Source organism: Bradyrhizobium sp. SZCCHNS2022, assembly GCF_032377575.1.
GTDB classification, from domain to species: domain Bacteria; phylum Pseudomonadota; class Alphaproteobacteria; order Rhizobiales; family Xanthobacteraceae; genus Bradyrhizobium; species Bradyrhizobium aeschynomenes.
This window is the reverse complement of sequence record NZ_JAUHHZ010000001.1, coordinates 1,803,864-1,824,946: the sequence shown is the minus strand read 5'-3', so window position 1 is coordinate 1,824,946 and position 21,083 is coordinate 1,803,864. Positions and strand designations below refer to the sequence as shown.

Here is a 21,083-nt window from a genome sequence, read left to right as displayed (position 1 = left end):
CGGGACGGATATCAGTTGAGGGGATCTCGATGACGCGCGAACTGTTCTGGCTGACGCTGACGGTCATTCTGACCGGGCTGCTGTGGGTTCCCTATATCCTGAACCGCTGCCAGATCCGCGGCCTCACCGGCGCGATGGCCAATCCGACCCGCAACGACAAGCCGCACGCGCCTTGGGCGACGCGGCTGATGTTCGCGCACGACAACGCGGTCGAGAACCTCGTGATCTTCGCGCCGCTGGTGCTGATCCTCAACGCGATCGACTACTCGACCAAATGGACCGTGCTCGCCTGCGCCGTCTATTTCTGGTCGCGCGTCGCGCACGTCATCGTCTATGCGATCGGCTTGCCCGTGTTCCGCACGCTGGCTTTCGTGGTCGGCTTCGCGGCACAGGCGGTGCTGGCGGTCGCAATCTTCGGCTGGCTGTAACCCGTCAGCTACGGCAGATTATCCCGCAGGAAGATGTCGATGCGGATGCGCTCCTGATCGGGGCTGATCGGCTCGCCCGAGCAATGCGCGAGCAGGACCCGTGCCGCGGAGCGCGCCTCGTGGCCCGGATCCTGATTGATGATGGCGTCGCACGTGCCGCGGACCAGGAACCGCCTCGTGTGCTGGGTCAGCTCATGCGTGATCCAGACCACCTCGCGCGCCCGGCCCGAGGCTTCCAGCGCATCGGCAATGCCGCGGTTGCCGGCGCCGCAGCAATAGATGCCGCGCAGGTCGCCATGGCGCGCGAGCAGCGTGGCAGTGAGCTCCCGCGTGCGCTCGCTGTCGTCGCGTCCCTCGAGGGCTGGCAACGCGCGCAGGTTCGGGTACTCGCTGGACAGGATCTGGCTGAAGCCGAACTGCCGCTCGGCATGATCGCGCAGCGACAGCGATCCGGCGATGACAGCGACGGTCCCCTCCTGACCGCCGAGGTACCGTCCCATCAGCGTCGCCGCCGTCCGCCCCGCAGCCGGATTGTCGATCCCGACATAATGCAGGCGGCGCGAGCTCGGCGCATCCGACACCAGCGTCACCACGGCAACGCCGCGGGCGGAGAGTTCGTCGATCGCGGCCCGCACCCTGGGATGGTCGAGCGCGATGACGGCGACGCCCTGATAGGCCGGCGACAAGGTCTCCAGCGCGCCGGCCAGCACGTCCGGGTCGAACACGTCGACATGGATGATATCGATGAAGCCGCGCTGCCCGGCCAGCCACTCCGCGGTGTGCCGTACCTGCTCCGTCAGATTGGTCATGAAGCTGTTGCCGCCGGTTGGCAGCACGAAGGCAAAGCGGAAGCTCTGTCCGCGGGCAAGCCGCGCGGCGGCGATGTCGGCGCGGTAGCCGAGCTTCGCAACGGCGGCCTCGACCCGCGCAACCGTCTTCGCCCGCACGCCCTCGCGCCGGTTGATCACGCGGTCGACGGTGGCGAGCGACACACCCGCCGTCCGCGCGACATCTTCGAGCGTGGCACGCACCGGCAACGGGGTCGCCTCAGCTGTCACGCGCGCGCCGCCCATAGCATGCCGCGGGTCATCAACGTCCGGATCTCAGGGACGTCGAGCTCGTAGGCGCGGTGGCCGAGGGAGGAGTAGAAGACCCTGCCCGCGCCATAGCGCTTCTTCCAGACCACCGGCATCACCACCCCCTCGATCCAGGGGGCGTGCTCGCCGGTGAAGGTGGTCGTGGCCAACACCTCGTTGGCCGGGTCGACATGCATGTAATACTGCTCGGAACGATGCTCGAAGCTCTTCAGGCCCTTCATGATGGGATCGTCCGGCCTGGTCAAGTCGACACGGTAATCGATGATATTGCCGGGGTGCGCGACCCACTGGCCCCCGCAGAGGAACTGGTAATCCACCGAATCGCGGAAGGCGTCGCACATGCCGCCATGATGACCGGCGAAGCCGACGCCGCTGCGGACCGCCGCGCAGAGGTTGAGCGCTTCGGCCTTTTCGATCTTGGACATCGTATAGATCGGGATGATCAGCGACAGGTCGAAAATCGCGGGATCCGCAAACGCCGCGGTCGTGGTCTCGATCCGCACCTCGAAGCCTTCCGCCTTGAGCCAGCCGCGGATCATCGAGGCGCACAAATCAGGGTCGTGCCCCGGCCAGCCGCCCCATACAATCATTGCCTTGCGCATGTGTCCGTCCTCAGTCGATCTGTCCGGTTTCGCGCCCCGCCGGCAGCATCGCCGGCCGCTCGACGCGGCTCTCGATCTTGACGCGCCGGCCTTCGCTGGCGGAGGTCTGGAAGGCCTCCATTACCTCCAGCACATGAAAGGCGAGCGCGCCGCTGGCGCGGTGCGGCCGCTCGTTCAGGATCGCGGTGGCCATGTCGGCGACGCCGATGGAGCGGAATTCGCCGTCAACGTGGCCGTGCGTCAGCGGCACTGTCTCCCAGTCGCCGCCGGTCTTGGCGACCTGGACCTCGCCGCCAAAGCGGTTCGGGTCCGGTACCAGCATGCTGCCTTCCTCCCCATAGATCTCGATCGGCGCGTGTCGGTGCTTCGGCACGTCGAAGCTCATCGTGACCGCCACCACCGCCCCGCTCTCGAATTCGAGCGTGCCCGCGACATGGGTGGCGACCTCGACCGGAATCAGCGTGCCATTCATCGGCTCGCTGGTGACGCGGCGCTCCGCACGCGGGCGCGCGGTCGAGCCCTGCACGCCGGCGACTGGCCCGAGCAGCTGCACGAGATCGGTGATGTAATACGGCCCCATGTCGAGCATCGGCCCGCCGCCCCGCAGATAGTAGAAGCCCGGCGCGGGATGCCAGCGCTCATGCCCGGGGCAGCCGAAGAACGCGCTCCCTGCCACGGGCTTTCCGATCGCGCCGTCGTCGATCAGCTTGCGCGCGGTCTGGTGCCCGCCGCCGAGAAAGGTGTCGGGGGCACAGCCGACGCGCAGGTTCTTCTGCGCGGCGAGCTCGATCACCTTGCGGGCCTCGGCGACATCGATGCCGAGCGGCTTCTCGGAATGGACGTGCTTGCCGGCATTCAGCACCGCAAGGCTGACATCGGTGTGGGCGAGCGGCACGGTGAGATTGACGACGATCTCGACGTCATCGCGCCTGAGGAGCTGGTCGACCCGCATGGCCGGCAGGCCGAAAGCAGCACCCTGCCGCTCGGCGACGTCGCTGCGCATGTCGGCGAGTGCCTTCACCTCCAGGACGGGGAAGCGCTGGGCCGCCTTCAGATAAGCGGTGCTGATGACGCCGCAGCCGACGATGCCGATGCCTACTCTTCTCATTGTGGTCTCCGTGAGGCCCCGTTCATCCCTTGACCGCACCCGACGTCAGGCCGGCAACGATGTGCTTCTGCGCCAGAAGGAAGAGGATGATGGTGGGGAGGATGGTGAGAGTGATGAAGGCGAGGATCAGGTGCCACTCGGACGAATACTCGCCCTGATAGACCATGATGCCGAGCGGCCAGGGATACAGCGCGTCGGAGTTGAGCATCACGAGCGGCAGGAGATAGGCGTTCCAGCTGTTCACGAAGGTGATGGTGCCGACGGTCGCCAGGATCGGACGCGACAGCGGCAGCGTCACATAGCGGAAGAACTTGACGTAGCTGCAGCCGTCGACCAGAGCGGCTTCGAGCAGCTCATAGGGGATGTCCTTGAAGAAGCGCCGCAGCAGCAGCACGCTCATCGCGAGGCTGAAGGCGACCTGCGGCAGCGCCACGCCGAAGTAGGTATCGAGCAGCCCGAGATCTCGCACCTTGATGAACAGTGGCAGCACCGCGGTCGCCGCCGGAAACAGCAGGCCAAGCGTCAGATAGCTCAGCAGCATCGAGCTGCCGAAGAACCGGACATGGGCGAAGGTGAACGCCGCCATGGACGCGACGATCAGGGTCAGAGCCACCGTCAGGGTCGAGATGATGAGCGAGTTGCGGAGCAGCTGCCAGTAACGGCCGGAAAACAGGATCTCAGCATAGTTCTGCCATTCCCAATGCTGGGGAAGGCCGAACGGATTGACGCGCAATTCGCCCAGAGATTTGAAGCCACCGAGGAACGTCGCAAGCAGCGGCACCAGCACGAAGATGGCGACGAGTGTCAGGAACGCCGCCTTGAACAGTGCCGCGGGATCGAACGGCGCTGTTGTGGTCTCTGTCCTATTCATCGCGCATGAACCATCGCTTGTAGGTGAAGGCAAAGGTCACGCAGATCACGAACAGGATGACGCCGATGGCGCTGCCGTAGCCGACGCGCATGCGCGAGATGCCGTTGTTGTAGAGGAAGCTCACCATCGTGTTCGAGGAATCGGCGGGCCCGCCGCGGGTCAGCGGCATGACCAGGTCGAACAGCTGCAAAGAGCCAACGACGGCAAAGAACACCGACAGCCGGATCGTCGGATAGAGCAAGGGGACGACGACGTGACGCAGGCTCTGCGCCCGCGTCGCGCCGTCGATCCGCGCCGCCTCGACCAGGCTCTTGTCGATGCTTTGCAGCGCCGCGATGAACAGCATCATGTGGAAGCCGAAATATTTCCAGACGATGACGATCAGCACGGCCAGCATCGCAGTGTCGGTCGAGGCCAGCAGATGCGGCGGCTCGGCGCCGAAGCTGCGCCAGATCGAGGCGACCAGGCCGTAATCGCCATCATAGACGAAGCTGAAGATCAGCCCGGTCGCGATCTCGGCGAGAATGTAGGGCATGAAGAACAGCATGCGCAGCGCCACCGCGCCGCAGAACCGCTCCGCGAGCATCAGGGCCAGCGCCAGGGCCAGCGGCAGCTGCACGCACAGCGAGACCGCGATGATCAGGCCGTTGTTGCGCAGCGCCAGCCAGAACGCGCGTGTCTCCAGCACAAAGCGGTAATTGTCGAGCCCGATCCAGTTGGTCGGCTTGCCGAAGCCGTTCCAGTTGAAGGCCGAGTACCAGGCGGCCTCGCCGATCGGCAGCACGACGAACAGCGTGAACAACACCAGCGCCGGCGGCAGGAACAGGATCAGGACGGTGAAGCGGCCGTCCCAGCTCGGCCCGCGCACCGCCTGGGCGGCGCGCGATGGCTGCGCAACGCCCATCGCCGGCGAACTCGCAATCGGTCGCGCCACGTCAATTGCCCTGCTTGCGCGCAGCCTCGATCGTCTTGGCCGCCTCCTGCGGACTCATGCTGCCGCCGGCGATCTCCGCCGAGGTGTCGTTGACGACGCGACCGACCGAAGGACCGAGGCTCTGATCGTAGAAGTTCTGGTGATAGTTCGACTTCGCCAGATTCGACGCGATCTGCTTCATGAAGGAGTTGTTGAGGCCGGCGTCGGCGCCCTGCACCACCGGAACGATGAAGTTGCCGGCCGCAAGCCGCGTCTGTACGTCCTTCGAGATGAAGTATTTGAGGAAGTCGACCGCTTCCTTCGGCGAGCCCTTCGTGATCAGCCAGCCGGTGATGCCGCCGAGCGTGTCGGTCGGCGCGCCCTTGCCGCCCGCCACCGTCGGAAAATCGAACCAGCAGATCTTGTCCTCGCCCAAGCCCACCTTGTCGGCCGCGAGCGCCCGCTGGAGATTGTAGACGGAGCTGATCGCGAGCGTCATCGCCGCCTTGCCGTCGCCGAAATAGCCCACGGCCTGCGGGTTCTTGAAGCCAAGGAAACCGTTCTGGAACGGCTGGAGATCGACCAGCTGCTTGAACAGCTCGCCGGACTTGACGAAGGTGTCGCCGGCGAAGCCGCCGTTCTCGCCGCGCAGCGCTGCCTCGAAGGCCGGCTTGCCGCCGATACGCACGGCGAGATGCGTCCAGTAGAAGTGCAGCGGCCATTTGTCGGCGCCGCCGACCACGATCGGGGTCACGCCCGCCGACTTCAAGGTCTTCACGGCCGCCAGCAGATCGTCCCAGGTCTTGATGGCAGCGGGATCGACCTTCGCCTTGGCCATCAGCTCCCTGTTGCAGACGAAGCCGACCTGCGACAACGCGGTCGGCAGGCCGTAGACGTGGCCATTGTCGGTGAAGGCCGCGAGCGCTGCCGGGGTCAGGCTGTCGCTGTAACCCTTCACCTGATCGGTGATGTCCTCCAACACACCGGCTTCGATCTGCGCCTTCAGGACGCCGCCGGCCCAGCTGTAGATGATGTTCGGCCGGTCCTTGGATTGCAGGATGGTCGGCAGCTTGGCCTTGTAGGCCTCGTTCTCCAGGAACTGCATCTCGACCTTGACGCCCGGATGCGACGCCTCATAGGCGCGGGCGACCTCCTCCCAGATCTTCACCTGGGCCGGGTTGACCTCGATGTGCAACCATTTGACGGTGGTGTCGGCGCTCGCGGCGTTGGCCCAGAGCAGGCATGCGGCAGCGGCGAGTCCCAGCTTCGCGAGCAGTCTCATCACAGTCCTCCCAACCATCTTCTTTTGTTGCGGTAATCCTGTCCTCAAATTTTGAGGTGCGCAACTAAAATTCTGATCTATGCACCTCACTCGGAGGCGTCTAAGCTTTGGAGTCGAGTTGGGCGGCGCGTCGCCCCACGAAAATCAAAGTCGGGAGATGTCCATGGCTGCCACTTATTCCGATCTCGCCCATAAGGTCGTTCTCGTGACCGGCGGCGCATCGGGAATCGGCGCAGCGACCGTGCGGCGCTTTGCACAGCAGCGATCCACCGTCGTGTTCTTCGACATCAAGGCCGATGAGGGCCGCGGCCTGGAGCGCGAATTGTCGGGTCAAGGTCTCAGCGCGCATTTCCAATGCGTCGACCTGACCGACATCGCCGCCTTGCGGGCAGGCGTCGCGGAGGCACGCAAGGCACACGGCGCGATCAACGTCCTCGTCAACAATGCCGCCAACGACGAACGACACAGCACCGAGGAGATGACGCCGGAGTATTGGGACGACCGCGTCGCGGTCAACCTGAAGCACCAGTTCTTCGCTGCGCAGGCCGTGCTGCCGGACATGAAGGCTGCGAATGCCGGCGTCATCATCAATTACGGGTCGATCTCATGGATGGCCGGACAAGGCGGCATGGCCGCCTACACGGCGAGCAAGTCAGCCGTGCTCGGCCTGACGCGCTCGCTGGCGCGCGACTACGGCCCCTACAATATCCGCGTCAACGCGATCGCGCCGGGATGGATCATGACCGAGCGCCAGCTCGAGAAATGGATGACCCCGCAAGGCGAGGTCGAGCTGATGCAGCGGCAATGCCTGAAGCGGAAGCTGATTCCCGACGAGCTCGCGAAGTTCACCGTCTTCCTCGCCTCCGAGGAGGCATCGGCCTGTACATCTCAGCACTACGTCGTGGACGGCGGCTGGGTGTGAGTGACTGCTCCGTCGGTCTATCGCGTCGCAGTCCCCTCAGGTGCAGCGCGCCTTGAAGTTGGCTGCGGTCAGCCTCGTCATCACGTCGTTGAGATGCGCCTGGTCGCGCGTCTCGATCACCAGCTCCAGCAGGGTCGCCTTGGCGGGCAGGTCGGAGAAGGTGCGCTGATGCGACACCTCGATGATGTTGGCGCCGGCATCCGCGAGCAAGGCCGACACGGCCGCGAGTTGCCCCGGGCGGTCGACGATGTCGATCGACAGCTGCGTCAGCCGCCCCTCGCGCGCAAGCTCGCGGGTCAGCACCGAGGCGATCAGGCGGGTGTCGATGTTGCCGCCGCTCAGCACCAGCCCGACATTGCGTCCAGCGAACTGCGCGGGATGCGCGAGCACCGCCGCGAGGCCGACGGCGCCGGCGCCCTCGACCACCGTCTTCTCGATCGAGATCAAGGTGGCCAGCGCCCGCTCGATCTGCGGCTCGGTGACGAGCAGGATGTCGTCGACCAAGTGGCGGATGATCTCGGTCGTGATGCGGCCCGGCGATTTCACCGCGATGCCTTCGGCCAGCGTATCGCCGCGCATCGGCAGGCCGCTAGCGTTGATGGCGTTGAACATCGACGGATAGAGCTCGGCCTGCACGCCGATGATGCGCAGGCCCGGCTTGAGGGCGCGCGCCGCGACCGCCATGCCGGAGATCAGGCCACCACCGCCGATCGGCACCACCAGCGTGTCGAGCTCGGGGACCACCGCCAGCATCTCGAGCGCGACCGTGCCCTGCCCCGCGACGATCAGCGGATCGTCGTAGGGATGGATCATGGTCATGCCCTTGGCCGCACCGTGCTCCCTGGCGAACGTGCCCGCCTCCTCCAGCGTAGCTCCGGAGATCATGACGTCGGCGCCGTGCCGTTTGGTGTTCTCCACCTTCACCATCGGCGTGCCCACCGGCATCACGATGGTGGCGGGAATTCCAAGACGCCGCGCGTTGTAGGCCACGCCCTGCGCATGGTTGCCGGCGGACATCGCGATCACGCCGCGCTCGCGCTGCTCGGCTGACAGCGCGTTCAACCGGTTCAGCGCGCCGCGCTCCTTGAACGAGGAGGTGAACTGCAGGTTCTCGAATTTGAGCCAGATGTTGCAACCGCAGATCTCGCCCAACGTCCGGCTTTGGTTGCAGGCGGTCGCCAGCACCGCGCCGCCGATGGTGTCCGCGGCGGCGCGCACATCGCTCAACGTCACGGGCAGCGCGGTCAGATCGATGGCGGTCATGGCTCTGCCCATCCTTCAACGTGCATCATTGCACGGCGATGCCGACGAAGCGCCGGCGCTCGCACGACATTGCCGATACGAGCCGACCGCCGGCGCGGTCGGACGGTTCGCGTCGAGCTCAGGCCCCGAGATCGGGCAGCCCAAGCATCAGCCGCATGTTCTGCACGGCCGCGCCCGAGGCGCCCTTGCCGAGATTGTCGAGGCGCGCCACCAGCACCGCCTGGTGATGCTTGTCGCTCGCGAACACATGGAGCTCGAGCTTGTTGGTCTCGTTCAGCGCCTCCGGCTGGAGCCGGCCGCTCCTGGCCGCCGCGCCGTCGAGCGGCATCACCGAGACATACTTGCTGCCGGCATAGTGCTTTGCCAGGGCGGCCTGCAGGTCCGCACCACCGGGCTTGCCCGGCAGCGTGTCCAGTTGCAGCGGCACCGAGACCAGCATGCCCTGCCGGTAGTTGCCGACCGAGGGAATGAAGATCGGCCGCCGCGTCAGTCGCGAATAAAGCTGCAGTTCCGGCAGATGCTTGTGCTCGAGACTGAGGCCATAGAGCTCGAAATTGGGCGCGGTGCCGTTCTCGTAAGCCGCAATCATCGTCTTGCCACCGCCGGAATAGCCGCTCACCGCATTCACGGTGACCGGATAGTCCTGCGGCAGCAGGCCGGCATCGACCAGCGGCCGCAGCAGCGCGATGCCGCCGGTCGGATAGCAGCCGGGATTGGAGACCTTGCGCGCGCTGCGGATCTTGTCGGCCTGGTCGGCCGCCAATTCGGGAAAGCCATAGGCCCAGTCCGGCGCGACCCGATAGGCGGTCGACGCGTCCAGCACCTTCGGCGCCGACGAGCCCATGCCGTCGATCAACGCGACGGTCTCCTTGGCCGCGTCATCCGGCAGGCAGAGGATGACGAGATCCACCTCAGCCATCAGCTCGCGCTTGGCGGCGGGATCCTTGCGCCTGTCGTCGGCGATCGTCTTCACGACGATGTCGTTCTGATGCGCCAGCCGCTCGGCGATCCCGAGGCCGGTCGTCCCCGAGCCGCCGTCGACGAACACGGAACGGGTCGCGGCGCCGGTTGCGGTGTGAGCCTTCGGCGGGCTGCTATCGATCACGGTCATGACACGCTCCTTCAGGTCTGGGGTTCGCCGGCAAAGGCCTGAGGCCGCGCCTGCCGCATGAGAGAGGAAATCTGTTGCGAGCCGATGTCGGACTGCTCGCCGAGCCTGGCTGCAATCGCCGCGTAATCCGCTTCGGACTTGTGCTGATTGAGCTTGAAGCTGCCCTCGACGGTCTCGATCGTCATGACGATTCCAACGATCGCCTTGCGCATCGCCTCGAGGCGTCCCGCCGTCATCTTGTCCGAGGTCCACGGCTTCTTCGGCAGCAGGCGCTGCTCGAACTTGGCACTGACCTCGTCCACCTGCCGCGCAAGCTCAGCCTCGGACAGGATCCGCGCCGTGCCGGTCAGATGCACCGCCTGATAGAGCCAGGTCGGCACCTGGTCGGGCGACACGTACCAGTCGGCCGAGACATAGGCATCGGCGCCGCTCACGGCGAGCAGCCAGGGCGTCGCGCCGTCGGCAACCTTGGCCAACGGATTGTTGCGCGCGACATGAAAGAACGCCTGCGGAGTGCCGTCGTTCAGTGCCCCCAGGTGAAACGGCACCAGCGATGCAATCGGCTTGCTGCCGTCCCACGCGCAGACCGTGCCGAACCCGCGCGCGTCCGCAAAGCCGAGGCTCGCGGCGCGGTCAGGCTTGAAGGGCGGTGGCGTGTACATTGGAAACTCCTGCTGGACGAAGGAGCCGCCTGATCAATCGCGCTGCAAGGAGAAGGATCGCCGCGGGACCGGATCCGGCGGCAAGGGCTGTGATCTCAAACGCAGATCATCGCCCGTACCGCGGGGGTACGACGGCGCATTCCGGCGATCATGTTGGTCGCTGCGTGGATCATGGGCGCAGGCGTATAAGGCCGCACGGTTCCTGCGTCAAGATCGCAACTCTCCGGCGCGCATCAGACCGTACGCCAGAGCCATTCCATGATGCGGCCGATGATGTCGCCGAACAGCAGCAGCACCGCCGACCACATCAGCGCCGAGACGAAATTGGCAACCTGGAACACGAGATAAGGCATCTCGAAGATGCCGGCCGCCAGCGGCACCGAGGCGCGCAACGGCCCGAAGAACCGGCCGATGAAGATGCTCGGTACACCCCAGTCGCGCACGAAGGCTTCGCCGCGCGGCAGCAACTCCGGATAGCGCGACAGCGGCCACATCTGGGCGACACGATCCTTGTAGCGGTAGCCGAACCAGTAGGAGACCCAGTCGCCGAGCGCTGCACCGATGCCGCCGGCCAGCCACACCGGCCAGAAGCTGATGCCGGTGGCCCCGATCAGGGCGCCGATCGCAACCAGGGCGCCCCAGGCGGGAATCAGCAGCGAAATGAAAGCGAGCGACTCGCCGAAAGCGAGCAGCAGGACGATCGGAGCAGCCCAGGCCTGATGGTCGCGCACGAAATCAGCAACCGCGCGGCCAAAATCTTCCATCTGCTCGATGCCTTTCCCGCTATGGAGCCCTAAGTCCTTGAAGGCTTTCGCGGTTCCCTGGCTCAGACTGGTACGCCACCGGGCCCGCCCACTTCAAGTCACAACAACCGGCTGTCTGCGTGAACGAAGGTCCATTCGGCCCAGGGAACGGACGAAGGGGGTGCCGGAGCGCCCAGGGGCGATGTTTCCGGGGTCATTGTTTTATGCCCGTCCATGGCATAGTCAGGCTCAACGATTCGTTCCATCTTGCGCGAGCGCAACATCAGATTCCATGGGTAAGCCGTTGAAATCAGCTGCAAAAGCCAAGGGCAAGGGTGTCGCCGACCCGTTGGCGGCGTTCGCCGCCAAGGGCAAGGCCCCGGCCAAGCCAGCCGCCCGCGCGGCGGGTGCGGAGGGCGATTACACCGCCCGCGACATCGAGGTGCTCGAGGGCCTGGAGCCGGTGCGCCGGCGCCCCGGCATGTATATCGGCGGCACCGACGAGAAGGCCCTGCACCACCTGTTCGCCGAGGTCATCGACAACTCGATGGACGAGGCGCTCGCCGGCCACGCCACCTTCATCGAGGTCGAACTCGACGCCGAGGGTTTCCTCACCGTGACCGACAACGGCCGCGGCATCCCGATCGATCCGCATCCGAAGTTCCCGAAGAAGTCGGCCCTCGAAATCATCATGTGCACCCTGCACGCGGGCGGCAAGTTCGATTCCAAGGTGTACGAGACCTCGGGCGGCCTGCACGGCGTCGGCATCTCCGTGGTGAATGCGCTGTCGACCCGGCTCGAGGTCGAGGTCGCGCGCAACCAGAAGCTCTACCGCATGATCTTCGAGCGCGGCCATCCGAAGGGCAAGCTCGAGGAAATCGGCAAGGTCGCCAACCGGCGCGGCACGAGGGTGCGCTTCCAGCCCGACCCGACCATCTTCGGCGCCAAGGCGACGTTCAAGCCGCAGCGCCTGTTCAAGATGGCCCGCTCGAAGGCCTATCTGTTCGGCGGCGTCGAGATCCGCTGGAAGTGCGACCCGTCGCTGCTCAAGGGCATCGAGGACGTCCAGCCCGAGGCGACCTTCCATTTCCCCGGCGGCCTGAAGGACTACCTGGCGGCCGCGATCCACGCCGACACGCTGGTCCATCCCGACATCTTCGCCGGCAAGTCCGGCCGGACCGGCGGCCATGGCGGCTGCGAATGGGCGGTGGCCTGGACCGCCGACGCCGACGGCTTCCTGTCGTCCTACTGCAACACGATTCCGACGCCCGATGGCGGCACGCACGAATCGGGCATCCGCAGCGCCCTGCTGCGCGGCCTGAAGGACCACGCCGAGCGTGTCGGCCAGGGCAAGCGCTCAGCCAACATCACCTCCGAGGACATCATGGCGGGCGCCGCCATCATGCTCTCGGTGTTCGTGCGCGAGCCGGAATTCCAGGGCCAGACCAAGGACCGTCTCGCCACCGCCGAGGCACAGCGCATCGTCGAGCAGGCCGTCAAGGATCCGTTCGATCACTGGCTGTCCGGCAACCCGGTGCAGGCGAATCGCCTGCTCGACTTCGTTGTCGAGCGCGCCGAGGAGCGCATCCGCCGCCGCCAGGAGAAGGAAACGGCGCGCAAGACGGCCACCAAGAAGCTGCGCCTGCCGGGCAAGCTCGCCGACTGCACCGACGCCGGCACCGAAGGCTCCGAGCTGTTCATCGTCGAGGGCGATTCGGCCGGCGGCAGCGCTAAGCAGGCGCGCGACCGCAAGAAGCAGGCTGTGCTGCCGCTGCGCGGCAAGATCCTCAACGTCGCCTCCGCCGGCAAGGACAAGCTGACCGCCAACGCCCAGCTCGCCGATCTCGTGATGGCGATCGGCGCCGGCACCGGCACGTCGTATCGCGAAGAGGATCTGCGCTATCAACGCATCATCATCATGACCGACGCCGACGTCGATGGCGCCCACATCGCCTCGCTGCTGATCACCTTCTTCTACCGGCAGATGCCGCGGCTGATCGACGAGGGCCACCTGTACCTGGCCGTGCCGCCGCTGTATCGGCTGACCCACAACAGCAAGACGTTCTACGCCCGCGACGACGCCCACAGGGACGAGATCCTCAAGCGCGAGTTCAACGCCAACGCCAAGGTCGACATCGGCCGCTTCAAAGGCCTCGGCGAGATGATGCCTGCGCAGTTGAAGGAAACCACCATGGATCCGTCAAAGCGAACCCTGCTCCGGGTGACGCTGATCGCCGATGATCGCGACGGCACCGCCGACTCCGTCGAACGCCTGATGGGCACCAAAGCGGAGGCGCGCTTCGCCTTCATCTCGGAAAAGGCGGAGTTCGCGAGCGACGAACTGCTCGACGTCTAGCTTTTGACCCGACTTCTCGCATCGATTGCAGGTTCCACGCACTCGCGTGGGCCTGCTTTTTCTTTTTATAAACAATCTGTTACCATCGCGCTCGGCGTCTCGCACCGCACTTTCCCCTCCACTGTGCTCCACCGGCAACAGCTTTTGGGCACCAATCGGCTATAGTTCGGGCACATCTGGCGAGGGAATCGCCGCCGCTTTCCGGTCTTCCGACCCGTCGATCTCTTGGGGAATTGAATATGAAAAAGCTTTTGCTTGCTGCGACCGCGGTGGTGGCGATGACGGGTGCAGCGTCGGCTGCCGATCTGGCCGCCCGTCCCTATGCGAAGGCTCCGATGGCTGCGCCGGTCGCGCCGAGCTGGACCGGCTTCTACATTTTCGGCGGTGGCGGTGGCGGCCTCTGGAACGCTGACACCAACATCGTCAGCACTGCGACGGGTGCCGCTCTCATCGGCCTCAACCAGAAGCAGGGTGGCGAAGGCTGGCTGGGCACCGCCGGCGCCGGCTACGACTGGCAGGTGACCCCGAGCTGGGTGTTCGGTATCCTGGCTGACGGTCAGTTCGGCAGCATCAAGGGCACGATCCAGGATCAGGGCCCGTTCATCGCCGGCAACATCAAGAACGACTACTCGTGGGCCGTCGGCGCGCGCGTCGGTTATCTCGTTGCCCCGAACGTTCTGTCCTACGCCAACGCCGGCTACTCCAGCTCGCACTGGAAGGGCACCACTCTCCTCAGCACGGTCACTGGCGCACCCTCCGGCCTGCACACCGACGGCTTCGATCGCAGCGGCTGGTTCATCGGCGGCGGCGTCGAGAACAACCTGAACTTCTTCGGCATCACCGCGCCGGGCTGGTTTATGAAGACCGAGTACCGTTCGGCTTTCTACGACCGCAAGAACATCACCGAGCGCGTGGATGGCACGAACGCCGCGTTCGGCCGCGACATCACCTTCAAGCCGTGGGTCCAGACCATTACCACCTCGCTGGTCTACCGCTTCAACTGGACCGGCCCGGTGGTCGCCAAGTACTGAGCCGTCCCCACTCGGCATCTCGAATTCGCTGCGAAAAGCCCCGGTTGATCCGGGGCTTTTTGTTTTGACGCGCGATCCGCTGGTCATCCGTCCCTTCCGCCGCTAGCTTCCTCTTCACAAAACTTCACAAAAAAGACGGCTGCAGCGTCTCCCATGCGGTGACGCCGGTCGACGAGGGAGGAAAAGGCCATGCGGAGATTCCTGATGATCGGCGGCCTGCTTCTGCTCGCCGTCGGCCTGCTCTGGGTTGGTCAGGGCACCGGGGTGGTGGCGTGGCCGCGGACCAGCTTCATGATCAACCAGCTGCAATGGGCCGGCTACGGTGTCGGCATGGGTGCGCTGGGCCTGGTGATGATCTGGCAGGGCACCTGCTGACGACTTTCTCAATTTGATCTGGAGATGATGATGGCGGGCCGTTTCGACCTCAAGGGCAAGGTTGCGATCGTGACAGGAGGCAATGGCGGAATCGGTCTCGGCATGGCCCGCGGGCTCGCTGAGGCAGGCGCCGATATCGCCGTTGTCGGCCGCAACGAGGTTAAGTCGCAGACAGCCGTGGCCGATCTCACCGCCCGGGGCGTCCGGGCCGTCGCGGTCACGGCCGATGTCAGCAACAAGGACGACGTCGCGGCGATGGTTGCGCGTGTCACGGCAGAGCTCGGCCGCATCGACATCCTGATCAACAACGCCGGCATGAGCATCCGCAAGCCGCCGCACCAGCTCGAGCTGGAGGAATGGCAGCAGGTGATCGACACCAATCTCACCAGCGCCTTTCTGTGCTCGAAGGCCGTCTACCCCGCACTCAAGGCCGCAGGCCGCGGCAAGGTCATCAATATCGGCTCGATGCTGTCGATCTTCGGCGCCAGCTTCGCGCCGGCCTACGCCGCCAGCAAAGGCGGCATCGTGCAATACACGCGCGCTTGCGCCTGCGCCTGGGCGCCCGACAACATCCAGGTCAATGCCATCCTGCCGGGCTGGATCGATACCGATCTGACGCGCGCGGCCCGCAAGCAGATCGACGGCCTGCACGACCGCGTGCTGGCACGCACGCCGTCAGGACGTTGGGGCGACATCGACGATTTCGCCGGGATCGCCACCTTCCTGAGCTCGCCCGCTTCGGACTTCGTCACGGGCACCGCGATTCCGGTCGACGGCGGCTATTCGATCATGGCGTGAAGCCGCCCCGTCAACGCCGGAAGCTCTTGATCTCGGAGACGCTGCCGTCGCGATATGTCAGCTCGACCGAGACGAACTTCGTCGCCGGCGGCAGCTTGAGGTAGGGCATGGCGTTGGAAGGGATCGCGATCGGATCGCGCATGTCGCAGCCGGGCATGTTCAGCACCTTGTCCGGCACGGCGCTGTCGATGCCGATGCGCACCTCGCGGATCGCGCAGCGGTACGACATCAGATGCGTGTAGTAGACCAGCAGGCCGTTGAACTCGCGGAACGACAACCAGCTGGTCGCGGTCATATCGAGGATCTTGCGCTGGTCGCGCACCAGCGCGACCTCCGGCTCGAAGCGGATCGGAAACGGCCCCTGCATCTCGCCTGATGCATCGACATAGCGGACCTGGATAGTGCCGGCCGGCGCATCCGCGGGCAATTGGATCGAGGGATTGGGCATGCGCTTGCGCGTGCGCGGATCGAGCACGTCCATGAAGCCGGTCTCGCGGAAGTCTCCGCTCTCCCCCATGCGCCAGGAAATGCCGAGCGTGGGATCGGCGATCGAGAAGGTGACCGTCCAGCCGCCATTGTGGCGCGAGAACATCGCAATCGGCGCGTTCAGGATCTCGTTGGCCGGAGGAATGCGCGGCGCGGAGACGGGAGGAAGCGCTGCGAGCTTCTGCTGCGGCTCGGCGGGCTTGTCGGCGGCGGCCGGCCCCTTTGCCATGCCGTTGAGGAAGACGTCGTCGACCATCTGGTCGAAATAGACCGGGATCTGCTTGTGACGCACGGTCTCGGCGAGCTCGCTGACCGCGCGCCGAGTCCGCTGCGCCACCTGCACCAGGTTGACGCCGGGCTGCGTCAGTTCCTTGGCGAAGGTGCGGGTGAATACCGAGTTCGGATTGGCGTCGTCGTTCGAGAGCCGGTCGAGCGCCGTCTGCCGCGGACCGGCCGAGAACACCGAGAACACGCCCTCGGGCAACTGGGTCATCGGCGCGAGGCCGCCGGCACCTGCGACCGCGCGCGTGCCCGAACGCTCGAACGGATTGTTGCGGCAGGCGTCGAAGACGAGAATCGAGGTGCGCGCCTTCTTGTTCTGCAGCCGCTCGATGATGCGGTCCGCGAGGATCGAGGCGTCGCGCACCAGCTCTTCCTGTCCTTCAGTCGCAGCCGGCACGTCGGTCGGCAGCAGGAAGTTCTGGCCCGCAATTTCGAATCCGTGGCCGGCGTAGAAGAAGAATGCGGTGTCACCGGGCTCGACGGCGTTGTCGAACGTCAGCAATGTCTGGCTGAACTGCTGGCGATTGAGATTCTCGGCGACCATGACGCTGAAGCCGAGCTGTTTCAGCGTGTCGCCCATCGTGCGTGCGTCGTTGACGGCCTTCTGCAGCTTCGGAACGAAGCGGTAGTCGTTGTTGCCGATCACGAGCGCAACGCGCTTCTCGGCTTGTGCGGCGGCTGGCGCCAGAACCACCACCAGCACCGCCAGCCCGCACGCCAGCCACGTCCGCATCGATCTCATCGTTCGTCCCTGCTCTCATCGCGTGGGCTGCCGCCTTCGATAGTCGGCGGTACGCCGCCCCCGGTTCATGCCCGAACCGCCTGCGGCCGCTCCTCCCCGCCGAACACACGCCGCAATTCCGTCGACAATTCGACCAGAGCGCTTTCCGCGACCGGCCGCCAAGAGCTTCGGAGCACCCGAATACGACAGCTCGACGACAGGTTGCCTGCAAATAATGCAAAAACATTAAGCTTTTTCGGCACTTCGTCCCCCTCTTCCATTGACTTTGCGGGATTCGCCCCTATCTTCCCGTTCAGCGCGGCCGGGATCGGATCCGATTCCCACACATTGACCGCGGGTCAGCGTAAGTCAGAACACCCCCAGCTTCCTTAGAGCATGCCGTTTCGGGGTTGAACGCGACCACAGCCTTTTACCCCTCGATTCCTAACGGCGGCGTCGAATAGAGGCCCCGTCGCCTGTTGGCGCGTGACACAGAGGCTCGATGTCCTTTTCCAATCTCGGCTTGTCCGACAAGGTGTTGGCTGCAGTTGCGGCCACCGGTTACACCACCCCGACCCCCATCCAGGAACAGGCGATCCCTCACGTTCTGGCGCGCCGCGACGTGCTCGGCATCGCCCAGACCGGCACCGGCAAGACCGCCGCTTTCGTCCTGCCGATGCTCACCATTCTTGAAAAGGGCCGCGCCCGGGCGCGGATGCCGCGGACCCTGATCCTGGAGCCGACGCGCGAGCTGGCCGCCCAGGTCAAGGAGAATTTCGACCGCTACGGCGCCGGACAGAAGCTCAACGTCGCCCTCCTGATCGGCGGCGTCTCCTTCGGGGACCAGGATGCCAAGCTGACCCGCGGCGTCGACGTCCTGATCGCCACCCCTGGCCGCCTGCTCGACCACACCGAGCGCGGTGGATTGCTGCTCACCGGCGTCGAGCTCCTGGTCATCGACGAAGCGGATCGCATGCTCGACATGGGGTTCATTCCGGACATCGAGCGCATCTGCAAGCTCGTCCCATTCACCCGCCAGACGCTGTTCTTCACCGCGACCATGCCGCCGGAGATCCGGCGCATCACCGAGGCCTTCCTGCACAATCCGCAGAAGGTCGAAGTGTCGAAACCGGCGACGACGGCGGTCACCGTCACGCAGCTGCAGGTCCCCTCGGGACGCGAGGCGCATCAGAAGCGCGAGGTGCTGCGCAGGCTGTTGCGGGATGCCAAGGATCTCAACAACGCGATCATCTTCTGCAACCGCAAGCGCGACGTCGCCATCGTCCACAAGTCGCTGCAGAAGCATGGTTTCAGCGTCGGCGCCCTGCACGGCGACATGGACCAGTCGGCCCGCACCGCGGCGCTCGATCAGTTCCGCAAGGGCGAACTGCCCTTGCTCGTGGCCTCCGATGTCGCGGCACGCGGCCTCGACATTCCCGAAGTGAGTCACGTCTTCAATTTCGACGTTCCGCACCATTCGGATGACTACGTTCACCGCATCGGTCGTACCGGCCGCGCCGGACGGACCGGTACCGCGATCTCGATCGTCTGCCCTGCCGAGCAGAAGTCGATGGTCGCGATCGAGAAGCTGATCGGACAGAGCATTCCGACCATCGAAGGCGACTACGAAGTAACCGAGGCTGCGCGCGATGAGGACACGCGTGAGCGCCGTCCGCGCGACAGTTCACGCCGCAGCCGCGGCAAGACACCGCGTGAGCGCGAGCCGCGTGAGCCCCGTGAGCGCGAGCAGCGTGAACGTGAGCCGCGCGAGCGCGAGAGGGAGCCGCGTCCGGCCGCAGCCGCCCCGCGCTCGGCCCAGCCCGCCTCACCTCGGCCCGCACCCAGCGCCCGTAGCGAGCAGCCGCGCAACGAGCAGCCGCGTAATGAATCCCGACGGCCGCGACGCGACCACGACAACGAGCCGGCCGATCATTCGCATCTGCCCGCGTTCCTGCTCCGTCCGGTGCGCGCGCCGCTCCCCTGAGCGGTCAAAGCTCCGGGCTCCGCAGACAGGGGCGCTCGGAGTTCCGCCCGCGTTTTCTTCTGCTGATCTCACATGGGTTAAGTTGTTCGATCGCGAGTGCAGCGCGATCGTGACTGACGCCGCGTGCTGGCGACGCTCCGGCGCAGCTAATTGCGCGCTTATGCAGCTCATTGAACATATGGAATGACGGCCATCCTGTAAGCGTCGCTTGACGTTTGCCCGTGACTCTACGGCCGTATTTACCCCTGGTTCACACACGTCCTTTAGCTTGGCCGGCATTGTTTAAATTCATTGCTGTGACGGCGACGCGGGCGATTGGGGAGAACCTGTTGTGGTCAATGCGCTTGATGAACACGAACGCACGATAGCCTTCGCCGAGGTCGCGCTCAGCCAGATCAAGACGTTGCGTCACGCGGCCAACCCGCGCAACTACGAGATCTGGTACGTCTATGCGACGGGCTACAACGCGCAGCTGAACGAGATCATCAACGGAACGCTGTCCCGCAACGGCAAGCTGTCCCAGGCCGATCTCGACCAGCTCTATGAATCCTATCTCGCGCATCTCAAGACGTCGGACCGCATCGACAAGGTCGGCGCGCGCGTCGTCGGCGAGATCGACGACCTGATGACCATGATCACGGACGCTCTCGGCAGGACCGCGAGCTACGATGCGAGCCTCGCAGGCGCCGACCGGATGCTCGCCGCGGCCAACAGCCGCGAGCAGCTCGTCGATATCATCGAGGCGCTCGCGCATTCGACCAAGCAGATGCGGGAGACCAACCGGGTTCTCGAGGAGCGGCTGTCGCTGTCCAAGGACGAGATCAGCGGACTGCAGCACAGCCTCGAAGCGATCCGTGCCGAGAGCCTGACCGATCCGCTCACCGGGCTCGGCAACCGCAAATATTTCGACCGGATGATCGAGACGGCGGTGCAGACGGGGCTTGCGACCGATCAGCCGTTGTCGCTGCTGATGTTCGACATCGACCACTTCAAATCGTTCAACGACTCCTACGGTCACCTCACCGGCGACCAGGTCCTGCGCCTCGTGGGAATGACCCTGAAGCACGCCATCAAGGGCCAGGACATCGCCGCGCGCTACGGCGGCGAAGAGTTCGCGGTCGTGCTGCCGAACACTTCGCTGCGGCAGGCGTTGACCGTCGCCGACCAGATCCGTCGCGCCGTGACCGCGAAGGAGTTGAAGAAGAAGTCGACCGGTGAGATCCTGGGTCGCGTCACCATTTCGGTCGGCGTGTCGATGCTCCGCGCCGGCGACGACACCGATGCGCTGATCGAGCGCGCCGACGCCTGCCTCTATGCCGCCAAGCGCGGCGGCCGCAACAAGGTGGTGTGCGAGAGCGATCCCGAATATACGGCGGCCACGCGCGGCCAGGTCGCCTGACGGCAGCCGGCCTGCGGCGTTGCCAACACCCTCAGCGCGTTCGCGAAGCGGCCGCGCTGCGCGTCTTGCGGCCGGTCGCGGCCGCCTTCCCTGCGGCCGCCTTGCCGGCGCTCTTGGCAGCCTTCCGCGTCTTGGCCGGCTTCACTGCCTTCTTGGCCGCCCCGGGCTTCGCTTCACTTGGGGCTGGCTTGCTGCGCGACGCTCCGCGCTTCGTCCTGGTCCGTTTGCTCAGGGCGGCCCTCTGGGCTGCCGCAAACGCCTCTCTTGCCCACACTGCAAACTCGTCGGTGTCGTCGAACAGATGCGCCGGCACCTGCCAGTACGACCGCACGGTCATGGTCCGCGCACGCGTTTCGTACGAAAACGGCTTGGATCCTGCGGCCTCGAACTTCCCGAAGCTCGCTTCGTCGGCCCGCAGATAGAGGCCGCTGCGCAGTGCCAGTGCAAAGTTGATGCCGTCCGCAGAGATCCCGAAACCGGAAAACATCCGCCGGATCGTGACCGGACCGAAGCCCGCGAACAGATCGATCAGGAACTCGCGGTCCATCGCGACACCTCCCGCCAACACCCAGTTGCTCCCTGGGTTTGTCGGTCGGGACCGTGGCGCGTGTCAATGTCCGGAACGCGACAGGTCCGGATCCAGTGCTGA

20 protein-coding genes are annotated in these 21,083 nt (G+C 65.4%); 8 read left to right on the top strand and 12 right to left on the bottom strand.

Annotation, left to right across the window (positions count from 1 at the left end; all coding sequences use genetic code 11):
• The first annotated feature begins 29 nt into the window (after positions 1-29).
• Positions 30-428 carry an MAPEG family protein gene (locus QXZ94_RS08005; protein ID WP_315719966.1) on the top strand — a complete coding sequence of 133 codons (399 nt, stop codon included), beginning with the start codon at positions 30-32 and terminating at the stop codon, positions 426-428.
• Positions 429-436: 8 nt separating this feature from the next.
• On the opposite strand, the gene QXZ94_RS08000 is transcribed toward QXZ94_RS08005, so the two are convergent.
• Genes QXZ94_RS08000 through QXZ94_RS07975 form a run of 6 tightly spaced genes read right to left on the bottom strand, consistent with a single transcriptional unit; the run spans position 437 to position 6,301 of the window.
• Positions 437-1,486 (bottom strand): LacI family DNA-binding transcriptional regulator, encoded by a 1,050-nt coding sequence (locus tag QXZ94_RS08000; RefSeq protein ID WP_172109203.1) that lies wholly within the window; start codon positions 1,484-1,486, stop codon positions 437-439.
• Complete coding sequence (locus QXZ94_RS07995) at positions 1,483-2,127, bottom strand: ThuA domain-containing protein (RefSeq protein WP_172109205.1); 645 nt, start codon at positions 2,125-2,127, stop codon at positions 1,483-1,485. The genes QXZ94_RS08000 and QXZ94_RS07995 overlap by 4 nt, the downstream gene beginning before the upstream one ends.
• A 10-nt stretch (positions 2,128-2,137) precedes the next feature.
• A complete protein-coding gene (locus QXZ94_RS07990; protein WP_315719965.1) occupies positions 2,138-3,235 on the bottom strand; it encodes a Gfo/Idh/MocA family oxidoreductase in 1,098 nt (365 codons plus the stop codon).
• A gap of 22 nt (positions 3,236-3,257) precedes the next feature.
• The gene (locus tag QXZ94_RS07985) at positions 3,258-4,106 is read right to left on the bottom strand and encodes a carbohydrate ABC transporter permease (protein WP_315719964.1); all 849 of its coding nucleotides are present in this window, start codon (positions 4,104-4,106) and stop codon (positions 3,258-3,260) included.
• Positions 4,099-5,040, bottom strand: coding sequence for a sugar ABC transporter permease (locus QXZ94_RS07980; protein ID WP_315719963.1), 942 nt, complete (start codon positions 5,038-5,040; stop codon positions 4,099-4,101). Before QXZ94_RS07980 ends, QXZ94_RS07985 begins: the two co-directional genes overlap by 8 nt.
• 1 nt (position 5,041) lies before the next feature.
• Entirely contained in the window at positions 5,042-6,301 is a 1,260-nt protein-coding gene (locus QXZ94_RS07975; protein ID WP_315719962.1) for an extracellular solute-binding protein, read from the bottom strand.
• A gap of 163 nt (positions 6,302-6,464) precedes the next feature.
• Here QXZ94_RS07975 and QXZ94_RS07970 point away from each other — a divergent pair, with 163 nt between their 5' ends.
• A complete protein-coding gene (locus QXZ94_RS07970; RefSeq protein WP_315719961.1) occupies positions 6,465-7,223 on the top strand; it encodes an SDR family NAD(P)-dependent oxidoreductase in 759 nt (252 codons plus the stop codon).
• A 36-nt stretch (positions 7,224-7,259) separates the two neighbouring features.
• Here QXZ94_RS07970 and QXZ94_RS07965 read toward each other — a convergent pair whose 3' ends face one another.
• The 4 genes from QXZ94_RS07965 to QXZ94_RS07950 all read right to left on the bottom strand — a co-directional run bounded on the left by QXZ94_RS07965 (position 7,260) and on the right by QXZ94_RS07950 (position 11,023).
• The gene (locus QXZ94_RS07965; protein ID WP_315719960.1) at positions 7,260-8,486 is read right to left on the bottom strand and encodes a threonine ammonia-lyase; all 1,227 of its coding nucleotides are present in this window, start codon (positions 8,484-8,486) and stop codon (positions 7,260-7,262) included.
• 118 nt (positions 8,487-8,604) lie between these two features.
• Positions 8,605-9,597, bottom strand: coding sequence for an N-acetyl-gamma-glutamyl-phosphate reductase (argC, locus tag QXZ94_RS07960; protein WP_315719959.1), 993 nt, complete (start codon positions 9,595-9,597; stop codon positions 8,605-8,607).
• 11 nt (positions 9,598-9,608) lie between these two features.
• Positions 9,609-10,259, bottom strand: a complete 651-nt coding sequence (locus QXZ94_RS07955) for an FMN-binding negative transcriptional regulator (protein WP_315719958.1) — start codon at positions 10,257-10,259, stop codon at positions 9,609-9,611.
• Positions 10,260-10,492: 233 nt separating this feature from the next.
• The gene (locus QXZ94_RS07950; RefSeq protein WP_315719957.1) at positions 10,493-11,023 is read right to left on the bottom strand and encodes a DedA family protein; all 531 of its coding nucleotides are present in this window, start codon (positions 11,021-11,023) and stop codon (positions 10,493-10,495) included.
• 271 nt (positions 11,024-11,294) lie between these two features.
• Between QXZ94_RS07950 and parE the strand changes: the two genes are divergently transcribed.
• From parE to QXZ94_RS07930, 4 genes are all read left to right on the top strand, one after another.
• Entirely contained in the window at positions 11,295-13,358 is a 2,064-nt protein-coding gene (gene parE, locus QXZ94_RS07945; protein ID WP_315719956.1) for a DNA topoisomerase IV subunit B, read from the top strand.
• A gap of 239 nt (positions 13,359-13,597) precedes the next feature.
• Positions 13,598-14,389 (top strand): porin family protein, encoded by a 792-nt coding sequence (locus QXZ94_RS07940; RefSeq protein WP_315719955.1) that lies wholly within the window; start codon positions 13,598-13,600, stop codon positions 14,387-14,389.
• A gap of 189 nt (positions 14,390-14,578) precedes the next feature.
• Entirely contained in the window at positions 14,579-14,764 is a 186-nt protein-coding gene (locus QXZ94_RS07935; protein ID WP_009027935.1) for a hypothetical protein, read from the top strand.
• Between the two features lie 27 nt (positions 14,765-14,791).
• Entirely contained in the window at positions 14,792-15,562 is a 771-nt protein-coding gene (locus tag QXZ94_RS07930) for a glucose 1-dehydrogenase (RefSeq protein WP_315726141.1), read from the top strand.
• Positions 15,563-15,572: 10 nt separating this feature from the next.
• Here the strand turns inward: QXZ94_RS07930 and QXZ94_RS07925 are convergent, their stop codons facing one another.
• Positions 15,573-17,063 (bottom strand): caspase domain-containing protein, encoded by a 1,491-nt coding sequence (locus QXZ94_RS07925; protein WP_409998737.1) that lies wholly within the window; start codon positions 17,061-17,063, stop codon positions 15,573-15,575.
• A 490-nt stretch (positions 17,064-17,553) separates the two neighbouring features.
• Here QXZ94_RS07925 and QXZ94_RS07920 point away from each other — a divergent pair, with 490 nt between their 5' ends.
• Both QXZ94_RS07920 and QXZ94_RS07915 read left to right on the top strand, forming a co-directional pair.
• Positions 17,554-19,035 carry a DEAD/DEAH box helicase gene (locus QXZ94_RS07920; protein ID WP_315719953.1) on the top strand — a complete coding sequence of 494 codons (1,482 nt, stop codon included), beginning with the start codon at positions 17,554-17,556 and terminating at the stop codon, positions 19,033-19,035.
• A 331-nt stretch (positions 19,036-19,366) separates the two neighbouring features.
• Positions 19,367-20,434 (top strand): GGDEF domain-containing protein, encoded by a 1,068-nt coding sequence (locus QXZ94_RS07915; protein ID WP_315719952.1) that lies wholly within the window; start codon positions 19,367-19,369, stop codon positions 20,432-20,434.
• 31 nt (positions 20,435-20,465) lie between these two features.
• Here the strand turns inward: QXZ94_RS07915 and QXZ94_RS07910 are convergent, their stop codons facing one another.
• Complete coding sequence (locus tag QXZ94_RS07910) at positions 20,466-20,981, bottom strand: TfoX/Sxy family protein (protein ID WP_315719951.1); 516 nt, start codon at positions 20,979-20,981, stop codon at positions 20,466-20,468.
• Positions 20,982-21,083 lie beyond the last annotated feature (102 nt).